The sequence below is a fragment of the Pannonibacter sp. CBAS1226 genome, assembly GCF_055685825.1.
The window spans coordinates 1-16,962 of the sequence record NZ_JBVOUO010000004.1; the positions used below are offsets into that span (position 1 = coordinate 1).

At 63.5% G+C, this 16,962-nt stretch carries 19 protein-coding genes and 1 pseudogene; all 20 read left to right on the plus strand.

Features of this window, described 5'->3' with window-relative positions:
• Positions 1–141, plus strand: a pseudogene (locus tag AC0CMF_RS12585) (antirestriction protein ArdC); the annotation flags it as partial.
• Positions 138–533, plus strand: a complete 396-nt coding sequence (locus tag AC0CMF_RS12590) for a DUF2958 domain-containing protein (protein ID WP_472481783.1) — start codon at positions 138–140, stop codon at positions 531–533. The pseudogene AC0CMF_RS12585 and the gene AC0CMF_RS12590, both read left to right, overlap by 4 nt.
• A 126-nt stretch (positions 534–659) precedes the next feature.
• Positions 660–2,789, plus strand: coding sequence for a ParB/RepB/Spo0J family partition protein (locus AC0CMF_RS12595; protein WP_472481785.1), 2,130 nt, complete (start codon positions 660–662; stop codon positions 2,787–2,789).
• Positions 2,790–2,886: 97 nt separating this feature from the next.
• Positions 2,887–3,192 carry a hypothetical protein gene (locus tag AC0CMF_RS12600; protein WP_472481787.1) on the plus strand — a complete coding sequence of 102 codons (306 nt, stop codon included), beginning with the start codon at positions 2,887–2,889 and terminating at the stop codon, positions 3,190–3,192.
• A gap of 392 nt (positions 3,193–3,584) precedes the next feature.
• Positions 3,585–3,749, plus strand: coding sequence for a hypothetical protein (locus tag AC0CMF_RS12605; RefSeq protein ID WP_472481789.1), 165 nt, complete (start codon positions 3,585–3,587; stop codon positions 3,747–3,749).
• Between the two features lie 200 nt (positions 3,750–3,949).
• Entirely contained in the window at positions 3,950–4,498 is a 549-nt protein-coding gene (locus tag AC0CMF_RS12610) for a hypothetical protein (RefSeq protein ID WP_472481791.1), read from the plus strand.
• Between the two features lie 67 nt (positions 4,499–4,565).
• Positions 4,566–5,045 carry a DUF6878 family protein gene (locus AC0CMF_RS12615; RefSeq protein ID WP_472481793.1) on the plus strand — a complete coding sequence of 160 codons (480 nt, stop codon included), beginning with the start codon at positions 4,566–4,568 and terminating at the stop codon, positions 5,043–5,045.
• 11 nt (positions 5,046–5,056) lie between these two features.
• Complete coding sequence (locus tag AC0CMF_RS12620) at positions 5,057–5,476, plus strand: DUF6915 family protein (protein ID WP_472481795.1); 420 nt, start codon at positions 5,057–5,059, stop codon at positions 5,474–5,476.
• A 64-nt stretch (positions 5,477–5,540) separates the two neighbouring features.
• Complete coding sequence (locus tag AC0CMF_RS12625; protein WP_472481797.1) at positions 5,541–5,957, plus strand: hypothetical protein; 417 nt, start codon at positions 5,541–5,543, stop codon at positions 5,955–5,957.
• Positions 5,950–6,594 (plus strand): antitoxin of toxin-antitoxin stability system, encoded by a 645-nt coding sequence (locus tag AC0CMF_RS12630; protein WP_472481799.1) that lies wholly within the window; start codon positions 5,950–5,952, stop codon positions 6,592–6,594. The genes AC0CMF_RS12625 and AC0CMF_RS12630 overlap by 8 nt, the downstream gene beginning before the upstream one ends.
• 150 nt (positions 6,595–6,744) lie before the next feature.
• On the plus strand, positions 6,745–11,067 hold the full coding sequence (locus tag AC0CMF_RS12635; RefSeq protein ID WP_472481801.1) for a strawberry notch-like NTP hydrolase domain-containing protein: 4,323 nt from the start codon (positions 6,745–6,747) through the stop codon (positions 11,065–11,067).
• On the plus strand, positions 11,067–12,104 hold the full coding sequence (locus AC0CMF_RS12640) for a DUF7146 domain-containing protein (RefSeq protein ID WP_472481803.1): 1,038 nt from the start codon (positions 11,067–11,069) through the stop codon (positions 12,102–12,104). The genes AC0CMF_RS12635 and AC0CMF_RS12640 overlap by 1 nt, the downstream gene beginning before the upstream one ends.
• Positions 12,105–12,409: 305 nt before the next feature.
• A complete protein-coding gene (locus AC0CMF_RS12645) occupies positions 12,410–13,336 on the plus strand; it encodes a DUF2493 domain-containing protein (RefSeq protein WP_472481805.1) in 927 nt (308 codons plus the stop codon).
• A 152-nt stretch (positions 13,337–13,488) separates the two neighbouring features.
• Positions 13,489–13,929, plus strand: coding sequence for a hypothetical protein (locus AC0CMF_RS12650; protein WP_472481807.1), 441 nt, complete (start codon positions 13,489–13,491; stop codon positions 13,927–13,929).
• Positions 13,930–14,495: 566 nt separating this feature from the next.
• A complete protein-coding gene (locus tag AC0CMF_RS12655; protein WP_472481809.1) occupies positions 14,496–14,822 on the plus strand; it encodes a DUF736 domain-containing protein in 327 nt (108 codons plus the stop codon).
• A 193-nt stretch (positions 14,823–15,015) separates the two neighbouring features.
• On the plus strand, positions 15,016–15,273 hold the full coding sequence (locus tag AC0CMF_RS12660; RefSeq protein ID WP_472481811.1) for a helix-turn-helix domain-containing protein: 258 nt from the start codon (positions 15,016–15,018) through the stop codon (positions 15,271–15,273).
• 102 nt (positions 15,274–15,375) lie between these two features.
• A complete protein-coding gene (locus AC0CMF_RS12665) occupies positions 15,376–15,642 on the plus strand; it encodes a DNA -binding domain-containing protein (RefSeq protein WP_472481813.1) in 267 nt (88 codons plus the stop codon).
• 117 nt (positions 15,643–15,759) lie between these two features.
• Positions 15,760–15,984 (plus strand): transcriptional regulator domain-containing protein, encoded by a 225-nt coding sequence (locus AC0CMF_RS12670; protein WP_183754805.1) that lies wholly within the window; start codon positions 15,760–15,762, stop codon positions 15,982–15,984.
• Between the two features lie 223 nt (positions 15,985–16,207).
• On the plus strand, positions 16,208–16,534 hold the full coding sequence (locus tag AC0CMF_RS12675; protein ID WP_199797745.1) for a DUF2285 domain-containing protein: 327 nt from the start codon (positions 16,208–16,210) through the stop codon (positions 16,532–16,534).
• 140 nt (positions 16,535–16,674) lie between these two features.
• Positions 16,675–16,947 carry a helix-turn-helix transcriptional regulator gene (locus AC0CMF_RS12680; RefSeq protein WP_030540746.1) on the plus strand — a complete coding sequence of 91 codons (273 nt, stop codon included), beginning with the start codon at positions 16,675–16,677 and terminating at the stop codon, positions 16,945–16,947.
• Positions 16,948–16,962 lie beyond the last annotated feature (15 nt).

The following is a 16,962-nucleotide window of genomic DNA, read 5'->3' on the forward strand; positions in this document are numbered from 1 at the left end:
GTGCTGCGGGACGATAACCGCGCCATCGTGCGTGCCGCCTCGCAGGCGAGCAAGGCGGCCGACTGGATTCTCGCGCATCTGCCGGAGGGCGATGCCGGAGAAGCCGATACGGCGGCAACCGACCGGAGGGCCGCAGCATGATCCTCCTGACAGATGAACAGCGCGCGCAGCTTCTCGCCAATGGCCGCCAACCGGACGCCGATCACATCCCGATCGTGAAGTTCTTCAACCCGTTCGGTGCAGGAGTCTGGCTTGCGACCGAACTCGACGAGGATGGCGACACCATGTTCGGCCTGGCCGATATCGGCTGTCCCGAACTGGGCTCATGGCGCTTCGAGGAGCTGCTATCCCTCCAGTTGCCCTTTGGCATGGGCATCGAACGGGATCTGCTTTTCACCGGAGATTTCCCGATCTCGGTCTGGGCCGAGACCGCGCGGCAGACCGGCAGCATCCGTGATGCCGAGCGCGTGCTCTACCGCGCGGCTCAATCCTTGAACCGGAAATCCTCCGACACGGAAAACCGTGGTTCCTGAATTCCGGGTTTCAGGCTGTGCGGGTTCGGCGTCGCTCTCTTCAGAGGAAGAGGGCGGCGCTTCGCTTCGTGACGGGCTGGTTGCCGGAGAGAGAGGCTCCCCGGCGTCCGTCATGGAGAAACTGACATGGCCATTGCCGTTCAGAAAATCACCCTGTCGTCCTCGCGCGACATCCCCTTCAACAAGCTGGTGCTCAGCCAGTCCAACGTCCGGCGGGTGAAAGCCGGCGTCTCGGTCGAGGAACTGGCCGAGTCCATCGCCCGACGCGGGCTGATCCAGTCGCTGCATGTCCGGCCAGAGCTGGATGCGGAGGGCAAGGAGACCGGACTCTTCGAGGTGCCCGCCGGCGGTCGGCGCTATCGGGCGCTGGACCTTCTGGTGAAGCAGAAGCGCCTCAACAAGACCGCGCCGGTGCCGTGCGTCGTCTCCGAGGCTGGCGACGGCATCCTGATCGACGAGGTGTCGCTGGCCGAGAATATCGAGCGCGCGCCGCTGCATCCGCTCGACCAGTTCCGCGCCTTCCAGACCCTGCGCGAGAAGGGCATGACCGAGGAGGAAATCGCTGCCGCCTTCTTCGTCGATGCCAAGGTGGTGAAGCAGCGTCTCCGCCTCGCTTCGGTCTCTTCTTCGCTGCTTGATGTCTATGCCGAGGACGGCATGACGCTGGAACAGCTCATGGCCTTCAGCGTCTCGGGGGATCACACCCGCCAGGAACAGGTTTGGGAAGCGATCCGGGACGGCTGGCAAAAGGAACCTTATTATATTCGCCGCCTTCTGACCGAAACCACCGTGCGCGCCGCGGACAAGCGGGCGCTCTTCGTCGGGGTTGGCGCATACGAGGACGCCGGTGGCTGCGTGTTGCGCGATCTCTTCCAGCAGGACGATGGCGGCTGGCTCCAGGACCCGGTGCTGCTCGACCGGCTTGTAGGCGAGAAGCTGAGAGCCGAGGCGGAGACCATCGCCTCTGAGGGCTGGAAATGGATCGAGATCGCGGTGGACTTCCCCTATGGCCACACCAGCGGCCTGCGCCGTCTGGCCGGCACCACCATCGACCTGACCAATGAGGAGCGGGCGGAGCGGGAGGAGCTCCGCGTCGAGTTCGACGCGCTGGAGGCGGAATATGCCGAGGCCGACGAACTGCCCGACCAGGTGGATGCGCGGCTTGGCGAGATCGAGGAAGCGCTTGACGCCCTGGAATCCCGGCCGATGCGCTATGATACGCACCAAATGGCCCGTGCCGGTGTTTTCGTCAGCATCCGCCACGACGGCCAGCTCGCCGCTGAGCGGGGTTATGTTCGCCCCGAAGACGAGGTGGTGGAAGGTCACGAGGGCGATAATGCTGAGGTCGCATCCTCCGAAGGCGATGAACCCGGCGGTGTCCAGCGCGCCGTGATCACCGTGGGCGGTGCGGCGCCGGAGACCGACGAGGACGAAGAGGTCGAGTCCATCCGGCCGCTGCCCGATCGCCTTGTCAGCGAGTTGACCGCGCATCGCACCCTGGCGCTCCGGGATGCCGTGGCCACCAACCCGCATGTAGCGATGACGACGTTGCTGCACCGGCTGGTCACGGATTGTTTCCTGCCGCATTCGACCAAAGGGTGCCTCGAGGCCCATGTCCGGGAGGTTCACTTTCCGGCACAAGCCGAAGATCTGGGCGAAAGCGCCTCTGCGAAGTCCATCCAGGATCGGCATGAACGCTGGGGCGATCACATCCCGGCCGACGATGCCGCGCTCTGGGACTGGCTGGCCGATCAGGACGACGACACCCGGATGGAGTTGCTCGCCCATTGCGTCAGCTTCGGCGTCAACGCCCTGCACGAGAAACCCAACCCCTATAGCGGCATGGGCGTCAGCCAGCATGGTCTCGACGTGCGCCTGTCGCAGGCTGACCGGCTCGCTCGGGCGACCGGACTCGACATGGTGGCGGTGGGCTGGCGGCCCACGGTCGGGAACTATCTCGGCCGCGTGACCAAACCGCGGATCATCGAGGCGGTGCGCGAAGGCGCCGGCGACCGGGCGGCGCAACTCATCGATCATCTGAAGAAAGGCGACATGGCGAAAGAAGCCGAGCGCCTGCTGGCCGAAACCGGCTGGCTGCCGGAGCCGCTGCGCATGGTGGACCGTGATGCCAGTATCGAGGTGGATGCCGAGGTCGATACGGAGGCGGACGATCTGCCCGAGTTCCTTGTCGACGATGGCGAGGATGAAGAAGCCAACGAGGAGGAGGAGGCGCAGTCGATGGTCGCTGCCGAATGATCCTCAGGCGGGGCGGCGTCCGCTGCCCCGTCTCCTCCGTTCCGTTTCCACACTTCGCCCGGTCCTCGTGACCGGGCTTTTTCTTTGGAGATATCCGATGCCCGCAAATATCGACATTGACCAGATCTTCCGCGAGGACAGCGCCAACCCCCCTTCGGAACGCTCGCTGCCCTGGGAGGAAAACCGCGATGGCATTACCGTCGTAGTGGAGCCAAAGCCCCATTGGGCCGACGACATGCGCGCCTTTCGTCTCGATATGCGCCAATATTGCCGCTACGCGGATTGGACCGCGCAGGGCGATGATGCCCGGTTCTACGATCACATCGACACCTGCGGCGATGACGTGATGATGAAGGCGCAAGCCATGATCGCGCGCGAGATCGCTGACGGACTTTGGGATTGAAGGTCGTCACGGACCCGGTGCCGGCCTCAATGGTCCCGATACCAGCTTCATCATGATTCCGATGATCCGGTCTGGGCTACGGGTTCCATCCCCGGCCTGGAACACGACCCTGATGCCGCATGAGGGCAAGGCTGGCGCGGAGAAACATCTGCGACGGGTCTTCGGCATCCTGTCAGAGGCAAAACACCACCCCCGCTTCCATTCGCAAACCTTGGTCTGATCCGTCTCTTTGCAGTCAACCCGCAAGGGGTCGGCTTACGCGCGCGTGCCGCTCTCGCGGATTCGGGACACATGCCCGAACGCACGAGAGTGATTGCAGATCCAGTCAGACACTTCGGGCGCCTGTCGCGCGGGGGGTGCTCCCCCGCCTCCAGAGACAGGAGCCAATCCCGATGTCCTACGCAGATGCCACCGCCTTCGCCGCCAGCCTCGTCGACACGCTGATGGTCGAGATCGTCGTGTTCCAGGCCGGGGACGGAACCCACGGTGCTTGCCCCGCCGCCGAGTTCGACGGCGACGACGACATGGTAAAGCTGGAACTGGACCCATGGGCCTGAGGCGCAAGAGCGCCTCATCCCACACCGCCCGGATCGCGGCCGTCCCGCGACCGGGCGTCCGGCTCTGCGCTGACCACCCATCGCCGGCAGCGGAACCGGGGACACGCCCCGGCCAGAGAGGAAGAGTGCGGTCCTTTCGGCCGTGACGGGTTGGTTACCGGAGAGAGAGGCTCGCCGGCGCCCGTCATGGAGTGATCCCGATGACCCATTTCCGATCCGATACCTTCCGACCCATCGGCCAGATTCTCGCAACCGAGGTGATGCCCGCGCTATTTCGCGCCCGGAAGCTGCCGCTGCGCATCTCGTGCCTCGGCATCGCCAGCGATGACGGTAATGACAAGGCCGACCGGTTCGACCGCACCATTCCGCTTGGGGAATGCCAATCTCCCGAAGAGGCCATGCGCTTTGCCTGCCTGCGCCTGTCCCAGAGCAATATCTGCACCGGCCCCGACAGCTTCCCGCACTTCCGCCCACGGATCATGGTCATCGAGGATTGCGAGCATCGCCTGGTCCTCGCCGGCGAAACCCGTGCCGGCGTCATTCTCTGGCAGCAGCCCGTTGAATCGGACACCGAGGCACGCAGGATCGTCTCCGAGGCCAGCCGGTTGCGCGGCATGGCCTTCCGAATGCCCGATCCTGACGAGGCCCGTGAGTTTCGCTACCGCGCCGCCACGCTTGAAGCCCGGCTGGTCGATCCGTTCTGGCGCGAGACCGCTACCGAACTGCTCCGCACGCCTGAGGCGGCCTGACCTCACGCCAACCTTGCCATCCACTTCGCCCGGCCACCCGCCGGGTTTTTCATTTCAGGAGCCTGATATGGCCGACAATAGCAAAACCGCATCCGAAACGCGCTCGCCGCTCTCCGACTGGGAGGCGCAAGCCGCCCTTCAATCCCGGATCGAGGCCGATCTGCTCAGCATCAACAAGGCGACATTATTGGATGCTCTGGTCTTCACCGGCGTTACCACCATCATCGTCACCTTCGATGGGTATGGCGATTCCGGCCAGATCGAGGACGTCGAGGTCCAGGGCAGCGACGATAACATCGCCATGCCGGGGGCCATGATCGAATTTGCACGAGCCGTCTGGGGCCAGTCGGAGCCGGAGCGCTCGACCGTCACCATCGCCACGGCTGTCGAGAATCTCGCCTATGACGTCCTCGAACGAAGGCATGGCGGCTGGGAGAATAATGACGGCGCCTATGGTGAGGTCATATTCGACGTCGCAAAGCGGGAGATCACGCTTGACTACAACGAGCGTTACACCGCCTCCGAAAACTACATGCACAGCTTTTGAGGGAGGCGATGATGGGACATTGTTATCATCACGGGCTGTCCTCGGCGCGCAAATGGGGTGGCGCGGCGGAAGACTATCTGTCGCTGCACCAATGGTTCGACGAGTCCAAGGAGATCATCGCGGATTTCCGGCATAGGGCGCTCCGCCACCATGCCCAGGGCATATTCGAACTGGAGCGGACGTTCGGCGCCACCATCACCATCTCGACCGGCCGCGTCGTGCCCGTGAGGTTGATCGGCGAACAGCATGTGCTGGAGGATTTCGGCTTCATACCGAGCTTCGCCGATTGGGTGCGCGCGATCCGTCCCCAGCCATGGATGGGCCGCGCCCAGCCGATACACAAGCTGGTCGATCCCTTCGCCGCGACCGCGGAGACCGAACCGAACACCGGCGGCTCGCCGCGTCCGGTTCCCGATCCATCGGCACGCTGACCGCCACCTTTCCTCACAATTCCGCCCGGCCTCGCGCCGGGCGCTTTCGTTTCAGGAGCCTGACATGGCCGACTATTTCACCCATTTCTCCTGCCTGCTTGAAGTGGGCACCCCCGAAAACGCCGCCCGCGCGCTCGACCTCTATAATGCGCTCTCGGATGATAACGCCGCCGAAGATCCGCCTTCGGACGGATTTCTGCTCTCGATCCAGCCCGAGCATGGGGGCTCGCATCTCTGGATGCGCGATGACGGCACGGGCGATCCCGAGCATGTCATCCAGTTCGTCAAACGCTGCGCGGCCGAGTTCGGCCTGACCGGATTATGGGGCATGCAATACGCCAACACCTGTTCCAAACCCCGCGTCGATGGGTTCGGCGGCGGCGCCCATGTCCTCGATCTCGCCACCGGCGAGACTGTGGACTGGATCTATACCGATGGCTGGCTGTCCATCGTGATGGAGGGAGGTGACCCTCATGCCTGAGATCATCGAAACCACGGTCTACAGGCTCGACGAGCTGTCCGATGCGGCCAAGGACAAGGCTCGCGCCTGGTATCGCGAGGGCGGATTCGACTACGGATGGTACGATGCCGTCTATGAAGATTTCCAGCGCATCGCGGAAATCTTGGGCCTAGGCCTCAAGACACGGCCCGTCCGGCTCATGGGCGGCAGCACACGGCAGGAGCCCCGCATCTGGTTTCGGGGATTCTGGTCGCAGGGCGACGGGGCTTGCTTTGAAACGCGGTATTCCTATCGAAAGGCCGCGCCGCGCCGTATCAGGGAATATGCCCCGCAGGACACCGAACTGCACCGCATCGCCGATGCCTTTCACACGATCCAGCGCCGAAACTTCTATCAGCTTCGCGCCGAAGCCACCCATCGCGGTCATTACTATCATGAGTATTGCATGGCGATCTCCGTCGAGCGCGATAGCCCGGCCTGGCAGGACATGACGGACGACGCCGAGGAAACCGTCATTGAGGCGCTGCGTGACCTCGCCCGCTGGCTCTATCGCCAGCTTGAGCGCGAATATGACTATCTGTCCTCAGACGAAGCAGTTGATGAGACCATCATCGCCAACGACTACACCTTCACCGAGACGGGACGCCGCTTCGGCTGATCCTGATAAGCGCCCCGCCGTCACGGCAGGGCGCTTTTCCACTGTCATCATCTCAAGAGGCAGAGAGGTGCCGGGACAGGTTGAGTCCGGGTGGTCGAGAGAGAGCGCCCTCCGGGCTTTCCCGTTCCCGCTCTCCTGAGGTTTTCCGTAATGAACATTTCGTCTCCCGCGGCCGAGCCGGTCGCGCCGCTGGCGGCTGCGCCTTCCATCCTGGCCGCCGCCAATCTCATCCTTCCCTATCTCGAACGCGGCCAGCGCGTCGATGCCGCTATCCTGCGCGGCGCGATGGAAACCGCCTTCGGTGCGTCCGACGCCAGCGGCGCCTGGGACTGGAAACTGGCCTATGAAGCCTGCGAGGTCGCCACGGTTCTGTTCCTGCGAAAATACGGAAAGGCGCTTTTCCGTAAAGCCGCGTCTCCGCTTTCCCGGCTCGGTCCGCTGGCGAAGATCGCCGGCCTGCTGCCGACGCAAACCCGCCGTTCCGAAGAAAGCCAGAGCTTCCAGCAATTCAGCACGCCTTTACCGCTCGGCCTCGCTGCGCTGACCGCTGCATCGATCACCCCGGACGATATAGTGCTCGAACCCTCGACGGGCACTGGTCTGCTGGCCATCCTCGCCCAGACCCTCGGCGGTTCGCTGATCCTCAACGAACTGGCCGAAATCCGCGCCGATCTTCTCTCTTCCCTCTTTCCGGCCCTTCCCGTCACCCGGTTCGATGCCGCCCAGATCGACGATCATCTGGCCACGGATGCCGTGCCGTCCGTCGTGATGATGAACCCGCCATTCTCGGTCATGGCGAACGTCACCGGGCGCGTGGCAGATGCCGCATACCGTCATGTCGCTTCCGCGCTCGCCCGGCTGGCCCCCGGCGGGCGGCTGGTCACGATCACCGGCGAAAATTTCAATCCCGAGGCCCCGGCCTGGCGCGATGCCTTCGTCCGCTTGCAGGCGCGTGGCCGCGTGGTGTTCACCGCTGCTATCGACGGGGCGGTCTATGCCAAGCACGGCACCAGCATCGACACACGATTGACGGTGGTCGACAAGGTGGCCGCCGACGACCCTGCCATCTTCCCGGTCTCGCCTGGGATTGCGCCCGACGTCGCCACGCTGATCGGCTGGATCGAGAGCCAGGTTCCGACACGCCTCTCGGTTTCCTTGCCGAAAGCCGCTATCGCATTGCCCGCCGAGGGTCCGAAGACGGTGCGCGGCTATCTCGCCCGTGCCGCATCCTCCCGCCCTGTTGCTACTCCCGCCAACGATCCCGATGGCCTGGAACTCGCCTATGAGACCGTGGACTGGGCGCCGCCGGAAGGCGCGCGGCTGTCGGACGCCATTTATGAGGAATATGCGCTGCAATCGCTGCGCATCCCCTGCGCCGAGCCGCATCCGACCAAGCTGGTGCAATCGGCCGCCATGGCCTCGGTCGCACCGCCCAAGCCTTCTTACCGGCCCATGCTTCCCGCCGACATCCGCACCCGCCTGTCGGATGCGCAGTTGGAGACCCTGATCTATGCAGGGGAAGCCCATGCTGATCATCTCGCTGGCGCCTGGATGGTGGATGCGCATTTCGACAATGTGAGCGCCGCACCCGAGGATGCAGCCGGCGCTGTCCGCTTTCGCCGGGGCTTCATGCTGGGCGACGGGACCGGCGCTGGCAAGGGTCGCCAATCGGCCGGGATCATCCTCGACAATTGGCTGCGCGGACGGCGCAAGGCGGTTTGGATTTCGAAATCCGACAAGCTGATCGAGGACGCTCAGCGCGACTGGTCGGCGCTCGGCATGGAGCGACTGCTAGTCACACCGCTGTCGCGCTTCCCGCAGGGCAAGCCGATCACGCTGACGGAAGGCATCCTGTTTACCACCTATGCCACGCTGCGCTCCGATGACCGGGGCGAGAAGGTTTCGCGCGTGCGTCAGATCGTCGATTGGTTGGGTTCCGATTTCGATGGAGTCATCATATTCGACGAGAGCCATGCCATGCAGAATGCCGGTGGCGGCAAGGGAGAACGCGGCGATGTCGCCGCCTCGCAGCAGGGACGCGCGGGCCTGCGCCTTCAGCACACCCTGCCGGATGCCCGCGTGGTCTATGTGTCGGCGACCGGCGCCACCACCGTTCACAATCTCGCCTATGCTCAACGGCTCGGCCTCTGGGGCAGCGAGGATTTCCCGTTTCAGACCCGCGCTGAATTCGTCGAGGCGATCGAGGCCGGCGGCGTAGCGGCGATGGAGGTGCTGGCCCGAGATCTCCGCTCTCTTGGCCTCTATACCGCGCGGTCTCTCTCCTATGATGGCGTCGAGTATGAACTGGTCGAGCACCAGCTGACCGACGAACAACGCCGCATCTACGATGCTTACGCGGGCGCGTTTGCCGTGATCCATGGAAACCTGGACGCGGCGATGGAAGCGGCCAATATCACCGGCAGTGAGGGCACTCTAAACCGGCAGGCCAAATCCGCCGCGCGTTCCGCCTTCGAGAGCACCAAGCAGCGCTTCTTCGGCCATCTGCTGACGTCCATGAAGACCCCGACGCTAATCCGCTCCATCGAGTCCGATCTGGTGGCGGGTCATGCCGCCGTCATCCAAATTGTTTCGACCGGTGAGGCACTGATGGAACGGCGGCTGGCTGAAATCCCGACCGAGGAATGGAACGACATTTCCGTCGACGTCACGCCGAGGGAGTACGTAGGCTCGTATTTGCAGCATTCCTTCCCGGTGCAGCTCTACGAGCCCTTCACCGATGGCGAGGGCAATCTCTCCTCCAGGCCGGTTTTCCGCGATGGTCAGCCCGTTGAAAGTCGCGAAGCGGTAGCCCGGCGGGACGAGATGCTCGAACATCTTGGTTCGCTTCCGCCTGTCCCCGGGGCGCTCGACCAGATCGTGCAGCGCTTCGGCACGGATATGGTGGCCGAGGTCACGGGACGTTCGCGCCGCATCGTGCGCAAGGGCGAAGGTGCAGCGGCACGCCTTGCGGTTGAGAACCGCGCACCGTCCGCGAACCTTGCGGAAACCTCGACCTTCATGGATGACCACAAGCGTATTCTGGTCTTCTCGGACGCCGGAGGCACCGGGCGCAGCTATCACGCAGAACTCTCGGCACGAAACCAGCGGCTGCGAGTCCATTATCTGCTGGAACCGGGCTGGAAGGCCGATGCCGCCATTCAGGGGCTGGGCCGCACCAACCGGACCAATCAGGCGCAGCCGCCTCTGTTCCGGCCGATTGCCACGGATGTCAAAGCCGAGAAGCGCTTTCTGTCGACCATCGCCCGCCGCCTCGACACGCTCGGGGCGATCACACGCGGCCAGCGCCAGACCGGCGGTCAAGGCCTGTTCCGTCCCGAGGACAATCTGGAATCCGCCTATGCCCGCGATGCGCTGCGCCAACTCTATCTGCTGATCGTGCGTGGCAAGGTCGAGGGATGCTCGCTGGAGCGGTTTGAATCCGCCACCGGCCTGAAGCTGATGGATTCGACCGGTATCAAGGACGAACTACCGCCGATCACCACCTTCCTCAACCGCCTGCTGGCGCTGACCATCGAATTGCAGGGCATCCTGTTCTCCGCCTTCGAGCAGCTTCTGCAAGCCCGGATCGACGGGGCGATAGCTTCTGGCACCTATGATATGGGGCTGGAAACGCTGAAGGCAGAAAGCTTCATCGTCACTGACCGGCAGATCATCCACACCCATCCCGGCACAGGGGCGGAAACCCGGCTCCTGACGCTCACCGAGCGCAAGCGCAACCAGCCGGTCACGCTCGATGCAGCGCTGGCGGAACTGGATGATCCGCGTGCGAAACTGCTCATAAACGAGCGGTCGGCTCGTGCATCTGTGCAGATCCCGACCACCAGCGTCATGCTGGATGATGGTGAGATTGAGCGCCGCGTGCGGCTGATCCGGCCCATGGAGGCAATGAATATCCCCACCCGCATGATGGGCGAGACTCATTGGGTCGAGGTCGACCGAACCGCCTTCACGACGGCCTGGAAGGCGGAACTGGCCGAGGTGCCGGAGTTCACCGACAGCATCCTGCATATGGTGACGGGGCTCTTGCTGCCGATCTGGAAACGTCTGCCGCAGGAATCCTCCCGCGTCTATCGTCTCCAAACCGACGAGGGCGAACGCATCATCGGTCGCCGGGTATCGCCGGCCTGGGCCGCCAATGCCTCGACCGGTGGCGTTACCAGCAACCTGTCACCGGATGCCGCCTATGCCGCGCTGATCGAAGGTCGCACGATCCTTGATCTCGCCGAGGGGCTGCAACTGCGCCGCGTCCGCGTGATGGGCGCCAACCGGATCGAACTGACCGGCTTTACCGACGCGATGCGCGACCGGCTGCGGGCCTATGGCCTCTTCAGTGAGATCATCTCGTGGAAACTGCGCTTCTTCGTGCCCGTCGATGCAACGGGGCCGGAGATCATCGGCAAACTGCTTGACCGCTTCCCGGTTGAACGCATCGGTGAGCGGGAGGCCGCATAATGGCGCGTCTCAACGCTTCCGAACTGGCGCAGCGTCTCGGCCGACAGGCCGAGGCGGTGTGCCGCCACTATCTGTCGAATGGTCGCAAACAGGGCAATTACTGGCAGATTGGCGATGTCCGAAACACGGCTGGGCGCTCCATGTTCGTCCGGTTGCACGACAGCGTGAAAGGCATTGCCGGTAAATGGCAGGACTCGGCCACGGGTGAACATGGCGATCTGCTCGACGTGATCCGGGACTCGCTCGGCCTGATCGACTTCGCAGACGTTGCCGAAGAAGCCCGGCGCTTCCTCAGCCTGCCCCATCCTGACCCTGATCCGCCATCCCGCCAGTCTCGAACGCCAGCACCATCGGGATCGTCCGAAGCGGCACGTCGCCTCTGGCGCATGACGCAACCGCTCATCGGCAGTACCGCAGAGGCGTATTTACACGGACGCGGCATTACGGATTTACGCCAAACCGCAAATCTGCGCTTCCATCCCAACTGCTACTGGCGGCCCGAGGACGATGGCCCGACCGAGACATGGCCCGCCATGATCGCCGCGGTCACCGGCCTCGATGGCAGGATTACCGGCGCACACCGCACCTGGCTTGCCCCGGACGGTTCCGGCAAGGCACCACTCGACCCGCCGAGGAAAGCGATGGGCGACCTGCTCGGGCATGCGGTTCGTTTCGGTGATGCGCAGGATGTCATAGCAGCGGGGGAAGGCATCGAAACCATCCTGTCGCTGCGTCAGGCTCTGCCCCCAATGCCGATGGTTTCCGCACTCTCTGCCGGACACCTCGCTGCCATCCTGTTCCCGCCACAACTGCGCAGGCTCTATATCGTCCGCGATAACGATCCGGCAGGTGACAGCGCCCGCGATAGCCTGGTGGACCGGGCGCACGAGGTCGGGATCGAGACCATCACGCTCTCGCCCATGATGGGGGACTTCAACGAAGACCTCGCAACTCGCGGGCTGGATGCCATTCAGGCAGAGATCCGGGTGCAAATCGCTCCCGAAGACGTCAGCCGCTTCATGGCCTCGATAGCATAGCCGGTACGGGTCCGTGATCGGGGCGTTCCGATCCTGTTATGCGCATAGGCTGCATCTGTCATCAGCAGAGGACCGCGTCTTGGCCTTCCGAGAGGGCGAGCGGCCCACAAACGCTCCGGTCAGGCAATGGCGGCGCCCGACTGATTTCCGTCGGCGGCGGAGCCGCCTTTACAGCGCGAAACAAATCAGCCGGGCTTTGCCATCAAGGCCCTCGCCAGAGGCTCGCGCTGCCAGACCCGAGCGCCCGTGGGCTTTCGTCGCCATGAAGGCCGCGACGGTCGCGGTCCAACTGACGGAAGCATCCCATGTACGCGCACGAAGATTTAGAGGCCGATCACAGCACGTCCCCGACCGGCCACGCCATCGAAGAACTCGAACTCTACGGCTACCGTCCCTCCGAAGACGAGGCCGATCCCCGCATCACACCCGAAGATCACGTCATCCAGGGCGCAGTCTCCGACATCTTCGACGCCCTGATTTCCACCATGGCCGACACCAGCCTAGATTTCGACCTCGACGAGATCCTCTGGTCCACCGTCAACAGCTTCCACCGCGCTGTCGAACGGATCGAGACGAAACTCGACGATAACGAGCAGGCACAGAAGCGTCTTCAGCGTGAACAGGATGGCAGCGAGGTCAAATCCGTCCAACTCGAAACCCTGATCGGCGCGGGCCAAAGCCTGATCGAGCGCCGCGACAGCATGGAAACCTTCCGCGATAGCGCCGCCGACATCTATCTGCGCACCACCGGAACGCCCTGGTCGCAACGCTCCGGCTCACGGGTCAACCATCGCAAGATGACCGCGGCCATGATCGACAGCCGCGACTTCATCGCCGCAAAACGCCGGGCCGACAACGAGGTGCTGCTGCCCGCAGGTCCGAAGATCGCCTTCTCGGGCGGTGACACCACCGATCACCGGACGATCTGGGCCAAGCTCGATCAGGTCCACGCCAAGCACCCGGACATGGTGCTGATGCACGGCGGATCGCCCAAGGGCGCGGAACGCATTGCCGCCACATGGGCCAATAACCGCAAGGTCGCACAGGTCGCCTTCAAACCCGACTGGGCAAAACATGCCAAGGCAGCACCGTTCAAACGCAACGACCAGATGCTCGGCATCATGCCGATCGGGGTCATCATCTTCCCTGGCACGGGCATTCAGGACAACCTGGCCGACAAGGCCCGCAAGATGGGCATCCCGGTCTATCGCTTCGGGACAGGCAGCGCGTGAGCGCTGCCTTCCCAGCTTCATCATGAGCATGACGATAGCGCACGCCGATCATTCCATGTCGCACAGACAGACATGTTCATGCTAAGGGTCGCGGTGCGCCGTGGTGGTGGTGGAAGGCGCAACCGTCCAACATTTTGCACGGAGACACCACCATGATCGTCCTCGGAATCCTTGTTTCCATCGCAGCCATCAGCGCCATGTGCTGGCTGCTGTTCAACCTTGCCGTCTTTGCTCTTCCGTTCTTTATCGGCATAAACGCAGGAACCTGGGCCTATGGCACGGGGGCTGGCTGGCTCGGCGGCATCCTCATTGGTTTTCTCTCCGCCGGTCTGACACTGGCAGTCGGTACGGGCCTGCTCATGCTGGTCCGCCCGATCTGGGCGCGACTGCTGATCGCTCTGGCCTTTGTCGCTCCGGCAGGGATGGCGGGGTTCTACGCCACCCTCGGTATCGTCAAGCACATGATGCCCTCAGAGACATGGCAACTCATCTTCTCGGTCATCGGAGCGGTTGCGGTGGGCGTGACAGCCTTCCTGCGCGTTGCGGGCATGGCCGCGACCGGCCCAGCGGACGGCGGCTTTGTACGCACTTGAACCACAGTGATCCGTTGATGGCGACCAGAAGCGGATAAGGATCATCTTCCATCTTCGTCAGGAATATGGCGGTAGAAAGAGGGCAAGCATCGGATCAGCGTGAGACACAGCCGCGCCCCATAGGAGCGTAGGACGGTCAGCGCCTGCGTTCGTGGACTGACCAGAAACCGATGGGGCGACGCCGGTTGGAATAGGCCGGAAAGAGAAATGCGCATGGCCTGAGACGCGCGGTGACGAAAGAGCCGGTACGGCCGGTCTGGTCATCCTGATGGAGTCCCAAGGTTGCCACCGTCTCCGTTCAGCCCCCGTGTCTCGACCGCTCCAAACGGCCTCTTCAATGGCCTGATCTGGCCGAAGAACAGCGCGATGCGCTTCGACCGCTTTAGCGCAACAGCGTCGTCACAACTTTCTTCCCCTGCCGGCAGAGCCGCCATTCCGCGCGGAACAAGAAAGTTTCTCCTGTGCTGTCCAGCCCCTTTGGGGTGCGCCAGCGTTCGTCTCCGGCCGGTCGATCGCCATCGAGGCCGCAATGGTGCGGGCTCGGAAACGGAAAACGGAGACTTAAAATGGCAACCATCGGCACCTTCAAGAAGACCGGCTCGAACGAATTCACCGGCGAAATCGTCACCCTCAGCGTCCAGTCCAAGGGCGTGCGCATCGTTCCCGACCTGCGCGCCACCGGCGAGAACGCCCCCAGCCATCGGGTCCTGGTCGGCCGCGCCGAGATCGGCGCCGCCTGGTCCAAGCGCTCCAACGAGGGCCGCGACTATCTGGGCCTCAAGCTCGACGATCCGAGCTTCACCGCACCTATCTACGCCAACCTCTTCGACGACGAAGACGGCGAGAGCTACGCTTTGATCTGGTCCCGGCCCAATCGCCGCAATGGCGAGTAAGCCCGTCGCGCGAAGATGCCCCGCCCGGACGATCCGGGCGGGGCAAAGCGCTTGAGGGCAACCGAATCAGTCGGCAGCAGTTCAATCTATCCCACCCGCAAACCTGTCAAATTGTCTGGCCAGACCCACGAAGAGCGACTATTATAGTCGTAGTTCTGGCGCGAGAGCTGGTCCGAATGGGAGGTGATCATGCATGATCACCTCCCGACAATCGCGGGCCGCACGCGCGCTGCTTGGTTGGACTCAGGAGACGCTCGCTGACAAGGCCCGAATATCGCTGACCGCGCTCAAACGCCTTGAGTCTGAAAGCAGACTCGACGTGTATGAGACGACGCGCGATCAGGTTCGCAGGGCGTTCGAGAGCAGCGGCATCATCTTCCTGAACCCCGACCAGGGTATCGGAGTGCTGCTGGTCGATGAGAAACACCGACGGTCCCCACCCCCACTCTAGCACTCACGTCCCGGTCTCGCCTGAAAACAGGCTTGGGATTTCGGTCGCATCGTGGTTAATAAATTCCTTCTATTCGGATAGAGATATCCCAAAGGGGGCATCGTGACCGATTCCAACTTTCTGGATGAGCCGCCGGAAAGCGTTGCGCTCACCGACTACGATCGAGCGCATATGAAGCTCTACTTGCGTCTGTTGGATGCGGCAGCTGACGGTGCTGACTGGCGTGAAGCCGTAAGTGTCCTCTTCGGCCTTGATCCCGAGTGCGACCCCGAACGTGCCCGTCATGTCCATGACCGGCACCTGGCCCGCGCCCGCTGGATGACCACCCATGGCTATCGCCAGCTTGTTCGTGAAGGACAAAGCCACTGATCTGGTGATGCGCTGGCCGCAATACCCATTGCAAGCAATGCGGCTTCCACCTTTTGCCCGAGCCGGCAATCGTCTTCGCCTCGACACACCAGAACCGCTAAAAGGCTGGAGGGCAGGATGTCTCCCGACACATCCCGGTGGCGAACACCGTCGAATTATGACTACACCGACCATCTGAACGCATCCGATGTCGGCTGGGAGTGGTTGAGGCGCAACCAGGATTATCAGCGCGACTTCGATGCTCTGCAAAATGCCGCAACTCACACCCCGGCTTTGATTAAACGAGCGAGCCTCCGCTGGGGGCTGCGATTTCGCCGTCCCACCGAGCCTCAACGCTACTGAAACTCCGGTTTTCTGGCTTCCCGAAGACGACGCAGGCGCTGTCATACTCGCGCCGGCGCCCCCGATCCTGCCACATGGCACAATCGCGGCAACTGCTCTGACCGACGCGCACGAGAGAGTCGGGCCTGAAGCGCATCACATCCTGCATCCGCTCGGCGGCGGCGATCATCTCCATCTCGTTCTGCCGAATGACGCCCCGGTCGATATAGGGCTCGTCGCCATCGTGCCGCTCGGACTGGAAGGATTCGATCGCGTCAAGGCGATTGTCCGTCTGCTTGCTTCGCTTCACCACCGATCCGTCCCGCCAGACACGCGGTTGACGGGTCAGCAACGTGCGCGTGCGCGGCGCATGTTGCAGGCATTCGATGGGCGGCAGACCGGCGCCACCCATAAGGAAATCGCCGAAGTAATCTTCCACACCGGCAAACTCACCCGCGATGAATGGCAAGCGGCTTCGGAGCGACATGCCGTGATGAGCCTCCTGGAAGGGGCCGAGGCCATGATTGCCGGTGGCTATCGCGGCCTTCTTCGGCATCGTCGCCGATCATAATTCGCGCCAGCCTCGCAGCCGGTGTGGAGTTTTAGGCCCCCCTTACTTCCCACTGCAACTCGCCGTCCCGCCTTCGCCATCGTGGCCTGCGTCAGCCGTTGCTCGCCAGCGGCCTCAACGCACCCACGGAGGCCCCATCCATGCGACCCGATCTCGCCGCCCTTCCGCCACGCTACCTGCGCACCAAGGAAGCCGCCGAATTCCTGAGCCTGTCGTCCCGCACACTAGAAAAGCACCGCACCTATGGCACCGGTCCCGCCTACCGGAAACTCGGCGGGCGCGTCGTCTATGCCGTCGATGACCTGACGGCCTGGGCCGATAGCGGCTCGGTCAGGTCCACATCCGATCCGCGTGGCGCGGTGCAGCCGGCAAAGCGGCAGGCAACCGCACCCGTTGCCCGTCGTGCGCGATAGCCGCGAGGCGGCTCC

Excerpts from the sequence above, each read along its gene's own strand:
- AC0CMF_RS12590 (WP_472481783.1), top strand. The coding sequence starts at position 138 with ATGATCCTCCTGACAGATGAACAGCGCGCGCAGCTTCTCGCCAATGGC.
- AC0CMF_RS12595 (WP_472481785.1), top strand. The coding sequence starts at position 660 with ATGGCCATTGCCGTTCAGAAAATCACCCTGTCGTCCTCGCGCGACATC.
- AC0CMF_RS12600 (WP_472481787.1), top strand. The coding sequence starts at position 2,887 with ATGCCCGCAAATATCGACATTGACCAGATCTTCCGCGAGGACAGCGCC.
- AC0CMF_RS12605 (WP_472481789.1), top strand. The coding sequence starts at position 3,585 with ATGTCCTACGCAGATGCCACCGCCTTCGCCGCCAGCCTCGTCGACACG.
- AC0CMF_RS12610 (WP_472481791.1), top strand. The coding sequence starts at position 3,950 with ATGACCCATTTCCGATCCGATACCTTCCGACCCATCGGCCAGATTCTC.
- AC0CMF_RS12615 (WP_472481793.1), top strand. The coding sequence starts at position 4,566 with ATGGCCGACAATAGCAAAACCGCATCCGAAACGCGCTCGCCGCTCTCC.
- AC0CMF_RS12620 (WP_472481795.1), top strand. The coding sequence starts at position 5,057 with ATGGGACATTGTTATCATCACGGGCTGTCCTCGGCGCGCAAATGGGGT.
- AC0CMF_RS12625 (WP_472481797.1), top strand. The coding sequence starts at position 5,541 with ATGGCCGACTATTTCACCCATTTCTCCTGCCTGCTTGAAGTGGGCACC.
- AC0CMF_RS12630 (WP_472481799.1), top strand. The coding sequence starts at position 5,950 with ATGCCTGAGATCATCGAAACCACGGTCTACAGGCTCGACGAGCTGTCC.
- AC0CMF_RS12635 (WP_472481801.1), top strand. The coding sequence starts at position 6,745 with ATGAACATTTCGTCTCCCGCGGCCGAGCCGGTCGCGCCGCTGGCGGCT.
- AC0CMF_RS12640 (WP_472481803.1), top strand. The coding sequence starts at position 11,067 with ATGGCGCGTCTCAACGCTTCCGAACTGGCGCAGCGTCTCGGCCGACAG.
- AC0CMF_RS12645 (WP_472481805.1), top strand. The coding sequence starts at position 12,410 with ATGTACGCGCACGAAGATTTAGAGGCCGATCACAGCACGTCCCCGACC.
- AC0CMF_RS12650 (WP_472481807.1), top strand. The coding sequence starts at position 13,489 with ATGATCGTCCTCGGAATCCTTGTTTCCATCGCAGCCATCAGCGCCATG.
- AC0CMF_RS12655 (WP_472481809.1), top strand. The coding sequence starts at position 14,496 with ATGGCAACCATCGGCACCTTCAAGAAGACCGGCTCGAACGAATTCACC.
- AC0CMF_RS12660 (WP_472481811.1), top strand. The coding sequence starts at position 15,016 with ATGATCACCTCCCGACAATCGCGGGCCGCACGCGCGCTGCTTGGTTGG.
- AC0CMF_RS12670 (WP_183754805.1), top strand. The coding sequence starts at position 15,760 with ATGTCTCCCGACACATCCCGGTGGCGAACACCGTCGAATTATGACTAC.
- AC0CMF_RS12680 (WP_030540746.1), top strand. The coding sequence starts at position 16,675 with ATGCGACCCGATCTCGCCGCCCTTCCGCCACGCTACCTGCGCACCAAG.